Below are 18,046 nucleotides of genomic sequence, written 5' to 3' on the forward strand. Positions count from 1 at the left end.
CGTTATTCTTTTTCAGCAAGTTTTCCATACCATTTGGCCATGGTGTTCTCAGCTGGTTTAAATCGAGGTGAAAAATCTAAATTTAGGTCAGCATCCCCAATTTCACTATATGTATGCCATTGCCAAAAATAAGCTCCAGCAAACCAGTTTTTATGCCATAGTTGTTTAAAGAAAGCCTCATAGGCCAATCGTTGTGTTCTGTCTGATTTTTTTTCTGATAACACACTGAGGTAAGAACCCCACTCCCATGGTTTGATTGTTGCCCTAGCGTCACTTTTGTAACCAATTTCAGTGAATAAAATAGGTTTTTTATAGGTCTGATAAAGCTTTTCAAGTTTGGTAATATGTTTTGGCCATCCTTTTTCAATGGTTTCTAAATCTGGATTTTTATTTTTTGTGAGCGGAAAATAAGCTTGAATCCCAATGAAATCCAGTTCATTCCAGAATTTTATAAATTCATATTCATCATGCCAATTGGCCGCATAGGTCAATTTTCCAGAATATATATTTCTTACTTTTTTGATTAAAGCTATCCATCTTTTAGGTTGCCTTTTAATGGATGTTTTAAGCTCGGTACCAATACAAAATAATTCCGCATTGGTCAATTCTGCCATTCGAGCATAGTAAAGTATATACGCCTCATAAGAATCAAACCAAGTATCCCATTCCACATCTGAATCTAAATTGAGGTTTGCACGCCATCCTTCAAAAGTCCATAAGTGCGGTTTTAACTGAACATGAAGCCCTTTTTTGTGTATTGTTTTAATAGTTTCGATAAAAGTGGAATCCCTTGATGACCATTCAGCATTAGCTTGAATAGGCCGGCGTACTGTTTTTGAAGTTTCATCTTCTTGGTCGATAAACGGAATTACGGCAACCCACTCGATATTAGCTTTTATAAGGGAGTCAATAGCGGCATCATTGGTTGTGCTATCCCAACCAAAAACACTCATTCCTCGATGCATTTGATCTAGTTTATAGAAATCGTTGGAGATGAGGTCAGCATTCATCAAAGTATCATCCCATGAGAAATTATAGTTCTCGTTTGCATTCACATAGATGATACTTTTGAAAAGGATAAAAAAGCATATAGTGGGTGTAATTAATCTATAAAAAAGTTGTTTGATAAGTTTTTTTATACCCCTTTTCTTATATACCCTGACGAAATACCTTGTAATTAAAAATAGAAGCAAAAAGATTCCAAAGAGTATATGAATAGCAATAAGAAAGCCTGTGTTTGATAAGAATTCAAAAAATAGATTGGCAGCTTCGGAGAAAGTTCTTTTTCCTATCGCTATTCTCCCTGTGACCGCTATGAAAACAAGCAACCAGGTGAACAAGTAAACAATGAGTATGTTGCGGATTTCTTTTTTGATTGATGATTGATGCATGGATTACTAAATATACTGAAATTAACTTTCAGCTCGTCTTTCCATTACCATCAATATCTTTATTCAGGTGCTCTTCTAGAGCTTGAAATGTTTTTTTAGAAGGATTTTAGTCTAGGCAAGTTCATTTTCGAGTTCTCGACTCTTTCTTTCACACTACCAGCTTGCTTTTTAAGTTCGTTTTCTTGTAACTAATCTCAGAATATGCCGATAATATTAAAATCATTTTCGTGTGGCAAAATGCAAACTATGTATCGTAATAAATAGAATAAGGGTAACTAAACCAAAATTTTATTGGAACATTCTAAAACAGAGATGAACAATTAATAATTGTCTAGCCACCCTTAACATGCTGTCAAAGCAACATAACGTACCTTATTTACTTTATTCGGAAGGAGGGACAAGCTTGTATCCTTGATTTTCCATAACATTCATTACGTCGTAGAAATAATAAATCGCAATTATTTTTCCATCAGCAACCATAGATGCCGTATGGTAGGGGATTGGGGTCTGATTGCCACTGTTTTTATTGGTTATGGTATTTGTACCCCAAGAAAGCACCCATTCACCTTCATTCCAGCTATCTGTAACTTTCACAGGTAGATAGAGGTCCCTTGAAATCTCATGTTTGAAATTTGCTATACTGTTTTTGTAATAGTCATGGTGTTGCTTTACATTCATGGAATCTGGAGCCCCACCAAGATTGTAAATCATAGCGTTATCTGACAATTGTGCATTCATGGTATCCGCGTCGCCGTTTTGCAATGCTTTTACATATTCAGTAATAAGGTTTTGCGCAATTTCAGCGTTGTCGAATTCGAGTGTAGAGGTCTGTGCCTGTGCATTAAAAAATGGCACTAATAATAGTGCAAAAATTACTTTTTTCATCTGTTGATTATATTTATTGGTTAATATTCTAATTGGAATAGTGCACTTGCCAAGCCAACTACATATAATCAATCTGCAGATGCAAGTAATTTAGTTACTCTTAAAAATGGGGAACAAGCTGAAATGTGTGTAGCGTTATTTTCGTCTACACTAGTAAGGTACTAAAAAACTGATTATAAATGGTTTAAATGCATTATTAAATGTAAAATAATACTATTTAAAGGAAGATTTGACGGCTATTCACCCCTAAAATAGTAATTGAAAAAGCCTTTTAGACCAAAGCAAAAGAGTTACTCGTCTTTAGTGTTGATCGTGGTTTATTTTGTGGACATGGAATGGATTCCCTTCCAATCTTCTCCCAATTCTTGAGTAATCAAATGTGCAGATTTATTCAAGAAAAGCTTGGCCGTCGCGTCTTGTTTGTTCAGTTTAAAAATTCTTTGGAAAGTTACTGCTGCCATGGCGAATTCTTTATTCAAATACAGGTCCAAACCTTTTTGAAAGGTTGCACTCGTATCCAACTTATGTGACAATAGTTTGGGAGAATCTCCATTGATACATTCGTACAGGTCAATGGGTTTTTGCTTTCCTTTGACCATTACGGCGCCTAGATATCTAAAATTAAAATGTTCAGGACTCTTCAATTTTGCTTTACAGCTATCCGTCAGTAGGATTGAAGCTCCATAATGTTTTGAAAGTCCTTCAATTCTAGAAGCAGTATTCACGGTGTCAGATATAATTGCGGCATCTAACCGATTGGTATCCCCTGTTATGCCCATAATCAGCTTTCCATTTTGCATTCCAATCCCAATTTTTACTGGCAATCGTTTTTTAGCGGCACGCTCTTGGTTGTAGTCATGAAGTACTTGATGCATCTCTACAGAAGCATTTAATGCTCCTTGAGGTCCTTCAGGGAACAAGGCCATAAAACCGTCACCTAAATATTGCATAATGAAACCGCCATTTTTTCGAATGATAGGACCCATGCGGTTGTTAAAGCCGTTTACAAATAAAAAATTGTCTTTTGGGTCAAGGTTTTCTGATATAGTGGTGAAGTCTCGTATATCAGCGAAAACTACGGTCACTTCTTTTTCTGCTAAATCTCCTAAAACCACTTCGGTGATTTGAGCTTTACCAAGAGATTTGATAAATTCGGAAGGAACAAATTTTTGGCTAGCATCATGAATTTTGCGAATGGCTTCTTCTCTAGCTTGAACCTCTTGGAGCCCTTTTTGGTATAAATGGGCACTTTCTATTGCAGAAGATGACTGTAAGGCAATTGTGGTTAATAATTTTAGCTCCGCCGCGGTATATTCTATTTCGTCTTCATGACCAAGAATGACCATTCCCAAGGTGCGGTGTTTGACCTTTAAGGGGGCATACATTACTGTTTTTAAATGACTTAGAGCTGGGTTTTTAGAAACCCTTTCAGTAGGTACAATTGCAGATGTACCCCTTTTAATAAGCTCTTTTAATACCTCTTTTTGTTTGTTAATATTTTCTTGGCTGCTGGGATTGTCTCCAAACTGTGCAATTTGAACAACATTATCTGTTTCAGCATCATACATTAAAAACAACCCATGTGTCGTATTAATAATTTGAGTTGCTTCATTTAATGCAACTTCTGCGATAGATGTGGCATCAATTTTTTCAGAAATCATCTCGCTCAATCCGTAAATCATATTGATTTCACGATAAAGGCCAAGAACCTCTTTCCCAATCTTTTTCTTCTCCCATTCTTTTTGAAACAAAATTTTAATTGTTTCAAATATGCTAAGGGCTCTCGATTCATTATAGTGAAATGTAGCTAAAATTTCATTTTCATGCTCTAAATCAATTGTAGATTTAAAAGAACCCTTGTTGCCCCAAAGAATTGTTTCATTATTTGCTTCAATACAAAAAGCCGCCTCGATTTTCTTACTCAAATCTTCTATCAAAGCTTTTGTAGTCGCATCACGTTGCAAAATTTGCCTGAGAGCTTTAAAAGAGGTTTTGCTATTCATTTATTAGTACTAGTTTTTTAAGATACCTTCTGCAATGGATAGCATTTCATCTGGATCAAAGGGTTTGGTCATGTACTTATTTGCGCCCATGTCCAATCCTTTTTGTCGATCTACTTCTTGTCCTTTAGCGGTTAACAGAATAATATAAACTTCATCTAAATGGAGTTCTTTTTTTACTTTTTGACAAACCTCCATGCCGTTCATTTTAGGCATCATTACATCTAAAAAAACTAAATTAGGTTTTTTTTTCTGTATGATATTTAACGCTTCTTCGCCATTTTCAGCGAAAAGTAGTTCGACACCTTCGTCTTCAAGGTCTTCCAGTGTTTGTTCAATTAACATGCGTATATGGGCCTCGTCGTCTACTATCAGCAATTTTTTATCCATTTGATTTTGTTGATTTAGTTAGTGGGATTTTTATTGATAAACAAAGAACATGACGTTTTCCATACCCTTTTGAAACTTGAGTTTCTTGATGGTGTTTTCGTCTTGTTTGTGAATGGAGTTTAGCATAATGATATCTGGCTTTATTTCAGATGCGGTTTCCAAAAGATTATCAGGATTTGCTTCCATTACCTTATAACCTCTAGCTGTCAATACATCGGTTAATGATTTTACTGCGGATGCATCTTCATCAACAACCAAAACTCTTTTTTTAGATACCCCTTGTTCTAAAAGATCCTCTACTTCATGAAAAAGTTTTTCGGTATCTATGGGTTTTGTAAGATAACGATCAACCCCTATTCGAAAACCTCGTTCTTTATCTTGAACAATAGAAAGTATAATGATGGGTATATCCATAGTCGCAGGATCATTTTTAAGCACTGCGGCAACATCAAAACCATTGATTTCAGGCATCATGACATCTAAGATGATCAAATCTGGTTTTGCAATTCGCACCATATCCAAAGCAGCTTTTCCGTTTGCAGCTTCTTTCACTTGATAACCGGCATCTGTCAATTCTTGTCGCAATAATGACCTAATTGGAGTATCATCATCAACTACTAGAATGGTTGGCACATCTTCAAGAGTTTTATGCGAAGAATGTTTAATCTGTTTTTTCAGACTTTTCAAAATACGTTCTAACTCAATAGGCTGTTCTTTATTGTCGCCAATGGTTGGAATAGAAACAAAGAACGTGCTTCCAACATTTGGCTCGCTATTCATCCATATGATTCCACCATGATGTTCGATAATTTCCCTACAAATAGGAAGACCCAAGCCCGTGCCTTGGGGTTTGTCCGTAAGGGTATCGCCAGCTTGTCTAAAACGTTCAAAAATCTTGTGCTTATCTTCTTCTGCAATACCAATGCCGGTATCTTGAACTTCGACGATTAATTGCCCCTTATCTTCATAGGCCTCAATAGAAACGCTGCCTTTATCTGTGAATTTGACCGAATTCGATAGTAGATTAATGACCACCTGAATCAATTTATCTTCATCACCACTTATCAATGGCAGGTTTTCAGGAACATTCTTTTTTAAACTAAGGCTCTTTTGTTCAAATAGGGAGGAAGTTGCCGATACCGCTCTGCTAATAACATCTTGTAAGAATACGGGCTTTAAGTTCCATTCCATTCTACCCGATTCAATTTTGGCTAAGTCAAGTACATCATTGATTAAAGTCGTTAAGCGCTCACCTTCTGAAACCACCACATTTAAGTTTTCACTAACCTGTTTCATCGTGCGCTTTATTTTTTGGTCTTCAACGGTAACTGCCGGAAAGATTTTATCTTCTAAACGTTTACGAATGATTTTTGCAAAGCCCAAAACTGAGGTCAGTGGCGTACGCAACTCATGACTTACTGTCGACAAAAAGGCACTTTTAGCTTCGTTGGCATCTTCAGCTTTTGCCTTGGCTATTTTGGCTTCTTCATACAGCTCTGCATTGTGCAGGGCAACCCCAACGTTAATCGCAATAGTATTCAAAAGTTTTTTATCATTATCATTGAACCTACTTTCTTGTTCTGTACTTTGAACACTTAAAACCCCTATTACAGTATTTTCTACGGGAATGGGAACCCCTAAATAAGATATCGCTTGCTTACCTGTTTGTTCAATTCCGCTTTTAGAATACTCAGCAGCAATGTCTGTATCCTTATTAATTAATAATGGCTCACCCGTTTGAATGATTTTAGAAGTTAAGCCTTCGCCTAATTTAAATGGAGGCATATCATCACCATCTTGATAGGGAAAGTTGATCATATTGGCTTTTTCATCTAAAACTGCGAGGTAAGTAATGTCTGATTTAAAGACATCTTTCATTTGATTGCCCACCAACTGTATCAATTCATCAAGCTCTAATTTGTCGTTGAGGGCTTTACTTACTTCATTAACTGTCGCTAGCTCAGTTAAACGTTGATTTGCCTGGGCTGTGCGCTCTTCAACAGTATCCTCTAACACTTTTTGTTGGTTTAACAGAATTTTGGTTCGTGCTTTGACCGAAAAGTAGATGAACCCTAAAATACCTAGCGCATATAGGGCATAAGCCCACCACATTTTATACCACGGTGGTACTATGGCAAAGGAGACTAGAGCCTCTTCAGAAACATCTCCATAAACATTCTTCGCCTTAACCTTAAATTCATAGCTGCCCGCCGGAAGGTTAATGTATTCTCTAGAGGTTTGTGAACCCCACTCCGACCATTTGTCGTCTAGACCCATTAATTGAGTCCTATATTGTATTTCTTTTTGACCAATGTAAAGTGGTGCAGCATACCCAATGTTAACAGTATTTTTGTCAAAAGTTATTTTTAAGTCTTTCGGAAAGTCTATATTCCCCTCATATACTAAGGAATCCCCACCAATACTAAAACTTCTAACGTCCACATGAAAATCTGGAATATCTGGCTTATTCAGTTTTCCCTCATATCTAAAAACACCATCAGGACCTGACAACCAAACAACTCTGGAGCCATCTTCTTTGGGATCTTCTGGGTAAATAGTATATATCTGTGTCTTTTGAAGTTCTTTAAAGACGTCTGTGTTCACCTCATATTCTCCATTGCTGTTTTTCTCAGCAACCATGATTCCTGAACCTGCATTGAACCAAACTTTACCATCTGCTGTTCGTTGAGTTCTTGAACCAGGATTTTCCCAATTAATATAAGTATCGAACCAGAATTTCTCTTCTTTAAACCGATTACTGTCTTTATCAAAAACATACGTTTTTTCAACAGTTGATGCAAAAACACCAAGTTGATTATCATCATCCAAAATTATCCCTATATTGGATTCAGGCAATCCATCATCAAGTCCATAACGAATCATTTCAGATTTGTTTAAATCAAGTTTACCATCAATATACTCCGGTATGATTTTAAAAACCTCCGAATCTGACCTAGTATCAAACCACAGGTTTCCATCATTTGTTTCTCGTATTGAACTATTTGGAATAACGGTGTTAATATTCGATTCTTCTTCAAACTGGTTTTTAGCTTCATTGAAATATAAACTCATTAAACCTTGTTGGTGCCCTATGAAAATTCTATTACTATCTATTTTAGACTGAGTTGATATATTGGACCTAAAATCATAATTGATGTTTTTCCGAACGTATTCAAAGGTTTTATCCTTAATTTCTATAAAACCCATACCATTCGAGCCGTTGTACAATCGGTTTTTGAACTCGAAAAAATTATTTCCTTGACCAAACGTACCTTCAATTGGTTTAACCCTATTCGTAGTTTCATCTAAGTAAGAAATACCATTATTAGTGCTAAAATATAGTACACCATTATGTCGGTAAACCGTATACACAACCGATGTAACCCCCACGTCGGCATCTAAAAAAGTTAAACTGGAGTTGAGATTTGTGCTGGACAAACCTTTGAATAGAGACATCCATAAAACACCTCTTGAGTCTATATAGGTATGATTTACGGCACCATCACCTAAACCATTTGAAGGGGCGTATCTTTGTAGCAATTTTCCTTTTTTGTCTATTAAATACGCACCATCGCTATTGGTGTTAAAAACATAACGGCCATCATTGAGAGCTACTCCGGGTAAGTAAAGACTTCCTTTTACAAATTCATCGATTTCTGTTTTAAATGGTGTAAAGTCTTTACCGTCATAGATATAGAAACCTTCATTTCTAGTTCCGATTAGCAACTTGTCGTCATAGGGTAAAATAGTATAAATACGTTCGCTTGAAAATTTCTCTCCATTGGGCACCAATTCAAAGGTATCGTCATCTTTGAGAGTACAAAGTCCGACATCCCATATTCTTTGATAATATGTTCCTTTTATAACACCTCCTACATGCAGTCCATTTTCTGAGGTAACAACTTTTATCGTTTTGCCATCCCAACAGAAAAGTTTAAATTCTGTTCGAAAAATGATTCTTCCCCTGTAAAAATCGATTTCCCATACATCCGCAAATGGTTTATGTTCTTCCGGAATTTTATCCAAAAGTGAAACATAGGTTATTTCACCATTACTAGAAGTTGATAAATAACCCAATTCTCCTGAACCTCCAACATAAATTGTACCTTTTTCATCTTTGGCTAAACTCCTGGTTCCTATACCGGGAATTTCAATTAATTTCCAGTTGACACCATCAAACTGAAGTACGCCAGCAATATTGGCGAAGTACATGATACCGTTAACATCCTCTATGGCATTCCAATTTATTGGAGCAGCCTCATACTCTTGATAGGAGTAATTGGTTATTAAAGGTCTGCCAACCTGTTCTTGAGCCTGAACTGAATAGAATGAAGCACTTAGAGCAAAAACAAGGATAAAAACCACAAGTTGTTGCAGTAGAGAATAGAAAAAGTTATTCATGATACGTGTTTGGTTTGGTACATTGAGAATAAATAAGGGGAAGACGTTTATTTTCAACCCTTTAAAAATAGTGAATAGCATTTAAATTTTAACAGTTAAGCCAAAAATTCTTTAAGCAATAACAAACTTTAATAAGGTATAGGCTATACTTGCTCCAAGCAATGCAAATAACCCTAATGCTAAAAATCGTATGGCTAAATTGACGCACTTAAATTTATAGGCCGATATTTTTGAGATGATGAAGATTTGTTGCCCTAAGTGATCAAATAATTCTTCTTCTTTTAAACTGATATCGTAAAAGGTTTGAGAAAACTCGCGAATGGTTCCAAATTTTGAGATGATATCACCGAAAAAGAAAATATTACGATCATATTCAGCTTCAATTTTAGGGATAAAGCAGCGTACACTGTAATAAATAGAAATTACCGTGCATATAACCCAACCGCCCAAAAGCATGAAAATTAATATATTACTGACTTCATCTTCTAATACCATGGCAATATTCTGATAAATAATATTTAATAAAATACCATAAAAAGAAAGTATTAGACCTGCTTTTATTTCAGATGCTTTGATAAGGCTAAATACATAATTGATACTGCCCCAATAATGATCTACCAGTTCTTCAGTATGTGAACTTCTGCCTTTGATTAAAGCACCTACAATGGGTTTATTAACCTCTTTATGTGTTTTGGGTGATTTTTTCATAGGTTTTGGTCAGTTTTAGACTTGGTTGGTTGCTCTAAAACTTTAAGCTCTTAATATACAAAAAGTTAGTGGATGCTGTTGGAATTGGGCTTTGCTTTGTTTTTTAACGCTTCTAATTTGGCTATTTTTTTAGGTTGCCTAATTTTTTTGGCAAGTGAGGTATGGTACCTATGGCCTTGCAAAAATGTTATTTGAAGTTTTAGCCAATCTTCTTCATTCTTAATCACCTTGTAGTATAAAAATTCTTGTTTTAGTTTTTCGCTATGTATATCATAATCTTCGCGACCTAAATAATCTAAATCGGCATCTGCTAAAATTTCTTCATAAAACGTGGTAGGATCTTGAGGTACCTTGGTAGCTCTTATCATACCATTGATGGATTCAATTTGTTTATCGTTCAGTACTTTTTTGAGAAAAGGAGCTACTTCTTTTATTCCCAATTCTTCGTGATCAGTTGGTGAAATCAAATATCCTATATCATGACTAATTGCTGCGATGCGTATTAAGTCGGCATTGTCTTTGTCAATGTTATAATAGGTGATATAATCATTACAAACATTAGCTACATCTATGGTATGGCTCAGCGAGTGATAAGTAAGGTGGGAAGGCCATCTTTTTTTCATATAAGATAAAATATCCAAACATATTGATGGATAATGTTCTTTGTCTTTTAATGATGCAACCATTATTGGTAGGCAATTAACTGATTCTTCTGCAAATTACAATTAATAGGAGAATAAGTTCATGACTTTTCTAGTCATCACTTTTTGAATTTCTGCCCGAACTATGCCTTCTATTTCCAGAATTTCCAAATCTGTTAGAACGATTCCTGTTTCTATTTCTATTATGATTCCGATTTTGGTTGTTTCGGTTTCCGCCACCCTTAGGTTTTGGTTTTAAGGGTTCACTTTCGGCTGGTACATCATCCATAAAAGGATGGTTAGCTAGCCTCGGAACAGACTGCTTGATTAATTTTTCAATATCACGCAAATAGGCGCGTTCCTCAGCATCGCAAAACGAAATAGCTATACCGCTGGCACTTGCGCGTCCCGTTCTGCCTATGCGGTGTACATAAGTTTCAGGCACATTGGGCAAATCATAGTTAACTACTAAAGCCAGTTCTTCCACATCAATTCCTCTTGCGGCAATATCTGTGGCGACCAAAACTTTTAGTTTTCCATCTTTGAAAGCACCTAGAGCTTTTTGACGTGCCGTCTGCGATTTGTTGCCATGTATGGCCGCAGCTTCAATATGTGCTTGACCTAGTTTTTTTACAATTTTATTGGCGCCGTGTTTGGTTCTTGAAAAAACCAAAACGGAATCATTAAGTCGGTCTTGGAGCAAGTGCACCAAGAGTTTGGGTTTATTGGTTTTTGAAACGAAAAGAACACCTTGTTCTACGCGTTCTGCTGTTGCCTGCTGTGGTTTAATGGTTACCTGTTCAAAATCACCCAGTATTTTTCGAGATAGCTCTACAATAGTTTTGGGCATAGTCGCCGAAAAGAACAGTGATTGTCGTTTTTGTGGGAGCTTGGCAATTATTTTTTTGATGTCATGAATAAAGCCCATATCCAACATCTGGTCGGCTTCATCCAAAACCGCATATTCGATATCATGAAGTGAAATAAAGCCTTGGTTCATTAAATCTAAAAGACGACCTGGAGTAGCTATCAAGATATCAATGCCATTTCTGAGAACGTTAACTTGTTTTCCTTGTTTCACCCCACCAAAAATTACGGTATTGCGTAATCCCGTATACTTACCATAGGCTGTAAAGCTTTCCCCAATTTGAATGGCCAATTCTCGAGTTGGTGTCACAACTAAGGCTTTTATTTTTCTTTTCCCCTGTTGTCGACCTGCTTTATAAAGATGATGCAAAATTGGAATCCCGAAAGCTGCCGTTTTACCGGTACCAGTTTGGGCAACCCCTAATAAGTCTTTTTCTCGGAGTAGAATTGGAATAGCTTTTTCTTGTATTGGTGTTGGGTTGGAATATCCTTCGTCTTTTAATGCTCTCAATACAGGTTCGACCAGGCCAAGTTCTTTAAATGTCATAATTGGTAATAAGCGGCGAAGGTAATTCAATTTATTACAATCCAGTCGCAGAAACTTACAGTTCGGTACTTCTAATTTAATTCACTGCGGCCCCAACCAGATATTTGCTTCATCAATTAATCAATAATGAACAATGCGCAGTCAAGCTGGGCAAAAACGATAATCATGAAAAACTTTTTGACCATTCTATTTCTAAGTATTATTTGGGTTTCATCAGCTCAAACCACAATTAGTGGAACTGTAACCGACCAATCGAACAATCCAATAGTAGGAGCTAATGTCTATTTAGAGGGCACTTATGATGGTGCCTCGACAATTGAAGATGGTAAATTTTCTTTTGAAACTACTGAAACTGACACCCAGACCTTAGTCATTTCAATGCTTTCTTATGAACCGCATTATGAAGTTGGGGATGTCACCTATCTAAAAAATCTTAATGTACAGCTGGTAGAAGCGATTAATCAATTAACAGGAGTTACCCTATCCGCGGGCACTTTTGAAGCAGGCGATAATTCTAAGGTTTCTGTTTTAAAGCCTTTAGATATTGTTACTACCGCTGGTGCTGCCGGCGATTTTGTTGCCGCATTACAAACCTTGCCAGGTACTGCTGCAGTCAATGAAGATGGCAGGTTGTTTGTTAGGGGTGGTGCAGCGGGTGAAACACAGGTTTTTATTGACGGACTGCGAGTTTTTCAGCCTTTTAATGCCACTGCTAACAATATTCCAACCAGGGGTCGTTTTTCTCCCTTTCTATTTAAGGGAATTACCTTTAGTACAGGTGGATATTCGGCTGAATACGGACAGGCTCTTTCTAGTGTTTTATTATTGAATACAACAGACACGCCAGATCAAGAAAAAACAGATATTCAGGTCATGTCAGTTGGTGGTGGACTTGGGCATACCGAGATATGGGGAGACCAATCGCTAAGCATAAATACACAGTACATCAATTTATCTCCGTATGAAGCTTTAATTCCTTCCACTCAAGGTATCAGTTGGAATAGTCCATATGAATCAATTTCTGGTGAAGCTGTTTTTAGAAATAAGGCTGATAAAAGTATGTTCAAATTATATACGGGCTTTAACCATGCCGAATTAGATATTAATCAAGAAGACATCAATTTTGAAGACTTTGTTCGGTTTCAATTAACAAACAATAATCTATACTTTAATTCTTCATATAAGTATTTCTTTGATAATGATTGGACGGTCACTTCAGGTGCAAGTATTTCTTGGGATTCAAATGATATTGGAATTTTTGAAAACAAAATTGATGCTAAAGAAACAGGGTCTCATTTGAAACTTAAGGTAAAGAAGGGATTTAGTAGCCGTTTTAACCTATACTTCGGAGCTGAGCTTTTCAATGTTGATTATGAAGAAATTTTTGAAGCTCCGGATGGTTTTCAATCTGAAAGTGCTTATAATGATCAATTATTTGGGGCTTTTGTAGAAAGTGATGTCTTTTTCAGTAATAAGTTCGCGATGAAGTTAGGGGCGAGGGTAGAGAACACATCGGTTATCGATAAATTTACAATTTCCCCAAGGGTTTCATTAGCCTATCAGAGCAGTGAGAAGGGTCAATTTTCTTTAGCTTACGGAGGTTTTTATCAAAATCCTTTAACGGAGGTATTACGATATGATCAAACCTTGGATTCTGAAAAGACTTCTCATTATATCTTTAATTATCAGTATCTAGATAATGGAAAGACGTTTCGGGCAGAAGCTTATTATAAGGACTATGATAATTTGGTGAAATTTGATACGGAATTGCCACAGTTTGATTCTCAGTTCAATAATCTGGGTGGTGGATATGCTACTGGACTTGATATTTTTTGGCGGGATAATAAGAGTATTGAAAATTTAGATTACTGGATATCTTATTCTTATTTGGATACAGAGCGTGATTATCGAAATTTTAGAGAGCAAGCAACTCCCAATTTCGCGCCAAAGAATAGCCTATCGATTGTAACTAAATATTGGGTTGATAAATTACGTTCGCAGGTTGGCCTTTCGTATAACTATGGTTCAGGGCGGCCTTATGATAACCCAAATACCTCGGACTTTTTGGCTGAAAAAACCAAGTCCTTCAATAATCTTAGTTTTAATTGGGCTTATTTAATTGATCAACAGAAAATTCTTTATTTCTCGGTCAATAATGTTCTCGGATTTAATAATATCAATAATTATCAATATGCGAATACCCCGAATGTTGATGGAATTTTTGATCGACAGACCGTTCGTCCTTCCGCAGATAGTTTCTTTTTTGTTGGTTTCTTTTGGACAATAAGTACTGATAATAAGAGTAATCAATTGGATAATCTTTAGGACTACAATTCATCCTTAAAATTCAACAGTTCAGTAAAACACAATTAATGATGCAAGATGGGCGTGCCATATTTGTACAATAATCAAAAATAAACAGTCATGAAAAACACTTTCTTATTACTTATTTTTTTCACCGCTACATTTATCAATGCCCAAGATCAATATTCAAAAGGCATGGAAAAAGCAATGCAGCTTTGGTCAGAACAAAAAATAACAGAAGCGTCCAATCTATTTGAACGCATTGCTATGGCAGAAGATGACAATTGGCTGCCTTATTTTTACATTTCTGTAGTGAATACTACGGCATCATTTGGAGAGAAAGATGAACAAAAACTAACACAGCAATTAGAAAAGGCAAAAGAGTTTTTAGATATCGCCAAAAGACTTTCACCAGATAATGCAGAGCTGCTGGTGCAAGATGCTATGATCAATACTGCCTGGATGGCTTTTGACGGTGCAACTTATGGCCCGACATTATCTCCAAAAAATATGCAACTATACCAAAAAGCACTGCAATTAGCTCCAGAAAATCCTAGGGTTATTCTTTCAAAGGCGGAATGGGATATGGGGTCTGCCCGTTATTTTGGTAAAGACACTACACCCTATTGCAAAGATGTAGAACGAGCTTTAGAACTTTTTGCTACCTTTAAATCAGATATCCCTTTTTATCCAAGCTGGGGTAAAGAAAGAGCGGAGCAGGTTTTAGCAGAATGTAAAGCATAGTGAATGTGGAGTTTTATAAAAGTAGTTAAGATTTCTTTACTGATCACGGTTTTTGTCGCCATCTTCAGCATTTTCATTTTTGGAGATGGCGATTACTCCTTTGAAAGTATTACCCGAAATGTGATTATTGCCTTTGTTTTTTCTTTTGGTTTGACTTTGGTCAATTCCATGTATTATGATGGTATGAATATTCGCTATAAATGGGAAACAGACCCGCAAAAGCGACTATGGATAGGTGCAATAGGCTCTTTTATTTTAACGCTTCTCACTTTTGCGCTGTTACGTTTTTTAGTTAACTTTTATTTCACGGGCGATTCTTTCATAACATTCATACGAAACGAAGAGGCTTCTTCGTACATCTTTGCTTTAATAGTTACATTGATTGCTTCTCTGTTTACACATGCTTTTTACTTTTATAGGGCACTTCAAAAAAGAGAGGTCAAAGAGCAAAAAATAATTGCAGGCACTGCCTCTGCCCGATTTGATGCTTTGAAAAATCAGTTGGACCCTCACTTTCTTTTCAATAGCCTTAATGTACTTACTAGTTTGATTGAGGAGGATCCTCACCAAGCTCAAAAATTTACGACTTCACTTTCCAAGGTGTATCGCTATGTTTTGGAACAAAAAAATAAAGACTTAGTCACCGTCAATGAAGAGCTCAATTTTGCTCGTACCTACGTTAGACTGTTAAAGATGCGTTTTGAAGATAGTATTGTGTTTGAAGTACCTGAACAATCTGCTCAACCAGAAGCTAAAATAGTTCCACTTTCATTACAATTGTTATTAGAAAATGCGGTAAAGCATAATGTAGTTACTTCTGCAAAACCACTTCACATTAAAGTTTTCGAGAAGAATGGAAACCTTGTTGTCGAAAACAATCTGCAAGAAAAACAAGTGGTTAAAAAGAGTAGTGGTGTGGGTTTGCAGAATATACGTCAACGCTATGAAATCTTAACGGATAAGCAAGTCATTATCGATAAGACCAAATCTGATTTCAGCGTTTCTTTGCCCATGCTATCTAGGCAGATTTCCGTTATGGAAACACAAGAAGAACATATCGAAGAAAAACGGTACCTGAAAGCCAAAGAGCGTGTTGAGGCACTTAAAGGTTTTTATGGTAATTTAATTGCCTACTTAATTGTAATACCATTTTTATGGTGGCTCAACTCGAGAACTACTAGTTTTATATGGGCGATTTTTCCGACTTTGGGCTGGGGTTTCGGACTTACTATGCATGCTTTGGAAGCATTTGGTTATAATCCTATCTGGGGTAAGCGATGGGAAGAAAAGAAGATTCAAGAATTAATGGATAACGAGGATTTTTAATGCAGTCTTCAAGTATTAATAAGTTGTGATTTCTGCAAAAAAATATAATGCTAAGCCCTTAACTGCAATCCATCCTCAAAAAACCACAACTCGGTCTTTCATTTTTTCTAAAGAGCATCATTATTCTCAAATTTGGTATGTAATTAAAGAATAACTTATAAAGCATATCATTATGGATACTATAAACGAGTACAAGTATAACAGGGCTAAGAAACGCGTAAAGTGTATAAAAGGATTTTATGGAAACTTGATTGCATACCTAATTGTCATTTCAGTTTTAGCCTATATTAATTATAGAACTACAAGTTTTCTTTGGGTATTGTTCCCGGCTGTAGGATGGGGTTTTGGACTTATAGCTAATGGGTTACATGCTTTCGGCTACAACCCTATATTTGGTAAAGATTGGGAAGAGCGCAAAATCAAAGAATTAATGAACAACGACAATTTTTAAACTTTTATCTTTAATAAGCGATTAGTATTGTATCATGGAAGACAAGAATAATAACAATAAATATTTAAGGGCTAAAGAACGCGTTGAAGATCTAAAAAAGTTCTATGGGCATCTTACATCATACATCTTAGTCATTGGTGGTCTAGCTGCATTGAACTACTGGGTAGATGGATGGCGATATATGTGGTTTTTATGGGCAGCCTTTGGTTGGGGTATAGGTATCGCAGCCCATGCGATAGGAACTTTTAACTTGAACCCATTTTTTGGAAAAAACTGGGAGCAACGTAAGATTAAAGAGTATATGGAGAAAGAGAACGACCAAAGAAAATGGCAATAAAAATGGAAAATTTCAATATCGATAAGTTAAATCGAGCTAAGAAGAAAGTTGATGAATTAAAAGGATTTTATATTCATGCTGCAATCTATACGGTTATTAACACCTTCATTTTAGTTAATGTATTCATTAGAAGTGGTTATGATGGTGAGAGTTTCTGGCAGTTTGGACATTTTCTTGCCCCTTTCTTTTGGGGAATAGGGCTCTTGTTTCATGCTTCAAAGGTTTTTAATTTTAATCCTTTGTTCAATAAAGGCTGGGAGAAGAGGCAAATTGAAAAATATATGGAAAAGGATAGGGAAGAAGCTGAAAAATATACTAAACAATGAAAAGAGAATTCAATGAAACAACGCAATTAGAAAGAGCGCAAGCAAGGGTAAATCAAATCAAGGGATTTCACAACCATCTGACTACATATATTTTTGTAAATGCTGCCTTATTTTTATTTGCAAAAAGGATGACCTTTATTTTGTTAAGTAAAGAAGCTCTCGGTAACCCAGGATTTTTAGAATGGATTAATTGGAATGTTTATGGCACACCCATAATTTGGGGGGTTGCATTAATCATTCACGCTCTTTATGTTTTTGTACCCAGTCCATTTAAGAAATGGGAGGAGAAGAAAATTAAGGCATATATGGATGAGGAAAGAAGCAAAACGGATAAGTTTGTTTAAGGAAATCGATGAAAAAAGAAGAGAGTAAGTACGAACGGGCAATCAAAAGGGTAAAAGAGCTAAAAGGATTTTACAATCACCTTAAAATCTTTTTAATAGTTAATGGAACATTGTTTTTGTTGAAAAGCGGCTGGTTACATTTATGGCTTCCTGAAGGTTTTCCTACGGCAGGCTATTATTTTGATTGGATAAATGCTAATGTGCTCATCTGGCTTCTGATTTTGATGGTTCACTTTATACTTCTACATCGCAATAAATGGGCGTTTTCCAAAAAGTGGGAAGAAAAGCAGATTCAAAAGTTCATGGAAAAAGAAAGTGATGAAACAAAGCGATATAAAGAATATTAATAGATATAGGTATTTGAGCTAACACTATTTTTGAATT

Annotated in this window: 16 protein-coding genes; 8 read left to right on the forward strand and 8 right to left on the reverse strand. The window is 36.0% G+C overall.

Annotated elements, in window-relative coordinates; all coding sequences use genetic code 11:
* Positions 1-2: 2 nt before the first annotated feature.
* From RM706_RS08630 to RM706_RS08665, 8 genes are all read right to left on the reverse strand, one after another.
* Positions 3-1,055 (reverse strand): glycoside hydrolase family 113, encoded by a 1,053-nt coding sequence (locus RM706_RS08630; RefSeq protein ID WP_311350654.1) that lies wholly within the window; start codon positions 1,053-1,055, stop codon positions 3-5.
* A gap of 717 nt (positions 1,056-1,772) precedes the next feature.
* Positions 1,773-2,276 carry a nuclear transport factor 2 family protein gene (locus RM706_RS08635; RefSeq protein WP_311350655.1) on the reverse strand — a complete coding sequence of 168 codons (504 nt, stop codon included), beginning with the start codon at positions 2,274-2,276 and terminating at the stop codon, positions 1,773-1,775.
* A 317-nt stretch (positions 2,277-2,593) separates the two neighbouring features.
* Entirely contained in the window at positions 2,594-4,279 is a 1,686-nt protein-coding gene (locus RM706_RS08640; RefSeq protein ID WP_311350656.1) for an adenylate/guanylate cyclase domain-containing protein, read from the reverse strand.
* A 9-nt stretch (positions 4,280-4,288) separates the two neighbouring features.
* Positions 4,289-4,666 (reverse strand): response regulator transcription factor, encoded by a 378-nt coding sequence (locus RM706_RS08645; protein ID WP_311350657.1) that lies wholly within the window; start codon positions 4,664-4,666, stop codon positions 4,289-4,291.
* Positions 4,667-4,696: 30 nt separating this feature from the next.
* Positions 4,697-9,067 carry an ATP-binding protein gene (locus tag RM706_RS08650; RefSeq protein ID WP_311350658.1) on the reverse strand — a complete coding sequence of 1,457 codons (4,371 nt, stop codon included), beginning with the start codon at positions 9,065-9,067 and terminating at the stop codon, positions 4,697-4,699.
* A 111-nt stretch (positions 9,068-9,178) separates the two neighbouring features.
* Positions 9,179-9,775, reverse strand: a complete 597-nt coding sequence (locus RM706_RS08655) for a Pycsar system effector family protein (RefSeq protein WP_311350659.1) — start codon at positions 9,773-9,775, stop codon at positions 9,179-9,181.
* A gap of 65 nt (positions 9,776-9,840) precedes the next feature.
* Positions 9,841-10,398, reverse strand: a complete 558-nt coding sequence (locus tag RM706_RS08660) for an HD domain-containing protein (protein WP_311350660.1) — start codon at positions 10,396-10,398, stop codon at positions 9,841-9,843.
* Positions 10,399-10,528: 130 nt separating this feature from the next.
* Complete coding sequence (locus tag RM706_RS08665) at positions 10,529-11,830, reverse strand: DEAD/DEAH box helicase (protein ID WP_311350661.1); 1,302 nt, start codon at positions 11,828-11,830, stop codon at positions 10,529-10,531.
* Positions 11,831-11,995: 165 nt separating this feature from the next.
* Between RM706_RS08665 and RM706_RS08670 the strand changes: the two genes are divergently transcribed.
* From RM706_RS08670 to RM706_RS08705, 8 genes are all read left to right on the forward strand, one after another.
* Positions 11,996-14,155 carry a TonB-dependent receptor gene (locus tag RM706_RS08670; RefSeq protein WP_311350662.1) on the forward strand — a complete coding sequence of 720 codons (2,160 nt, stop codon included), beginning with the start codon at positions 11,996-11,998 and terminating at the stop codon, positions 14,153-14,155.
* Between the two features lie 99 nt (positions 14,156-14,254).
* Entirely contained in the window at positions 14,255-14,878 is a 624-nt protein-coding gene (locus RM706_RS08675) for a tetratricopeptide repeat protein (RefSeq protein ID WP_311350663.1), read from the forward strand.
* Positions 14,879-14,881: 3 nt separating this feature from the next.
* Positions 14,882-16,204 carry a 2TM domain-containing protein gene (locus RM706_RS08680; protein WP_311350664.1) on the forward strand — a complete coding sequence of 441 codons (1,323 nt, stop codon included), beginning with the start codon at positions 14,882-14,884 and terminating at the stop codon, positions 16,202-16,204.
* Positions 16,205-16,376: 172 nt separating this feature from the next.
* Positions 16,377-16,655: a 2TM domain-containing protein gene (locus RM706_RS08685; protein WP_311350665.1), complete on the forward strand. Its 279-nt coding sequence runs from the start codon at positions 16,377-16,379 to the stop codon at positions 16,653-16,655.
* A gap of 34 nt (positions 16,656-16,689) precedes the next feature.
* Positions 16,690-16,992, forward strand: a complete 303-nt coding sequence (locus RM706_RS08690; protein WP_311350666.1) for a 2TM domain-containing protein — start codon at positions 16,690-16,692, stop codon at positions 16,990-16,992.
* A 2-nt stretch (positions 16,993-16,994) separates the two neighbouring features.
* Entirely contained in the window at positions 16,995-17,318 is a 324-nt protein-coding gene (locus RM706_RS08695) for a 2TM domain-containing protein (protein ID WP_311350667.1), read from the forward strand.
* A complete protein-coding gene (locus RM706_RS08700; protein WP_311350668.1) occupies positions 17,315-17,662 on the forward strand; it encodes a 2TM domain-containing protein in 348 nt (115 codons plus the stop codon). The genes RM706_RS08695 and RM706_RS08700 overlap by 4 nt, the downstream gene beginning before the upstream one ends.
* Positions 17,663-17,670: 8 nt before the next feature.
* The gene (locus RM706_RS08705; RefSeq protein WP_311350669.1) at positions 17,671-18,009 is read left to right on the forward strand and encodes a 2TM domain-containing protein; all 339 of its coding nucleotides are present in this window, start codon (positions 17,671-17,673) and stop codon (positions 18,007-18,009) included.
* The last annotated feature ends 37 nt before the right edge of the window (positions 18,010-18,046 follow it).

The sequence above is a fragment of the Croceitalea rosinachiae genome, from assembly GCF_031846445.1.
Classification (GTDB): Bacteria; Bacteroidota; Bacteroidia; order Flavobacteriales; family Flavobacteriaceae; genus Croceitalea; species Croceitalea rosinachiae.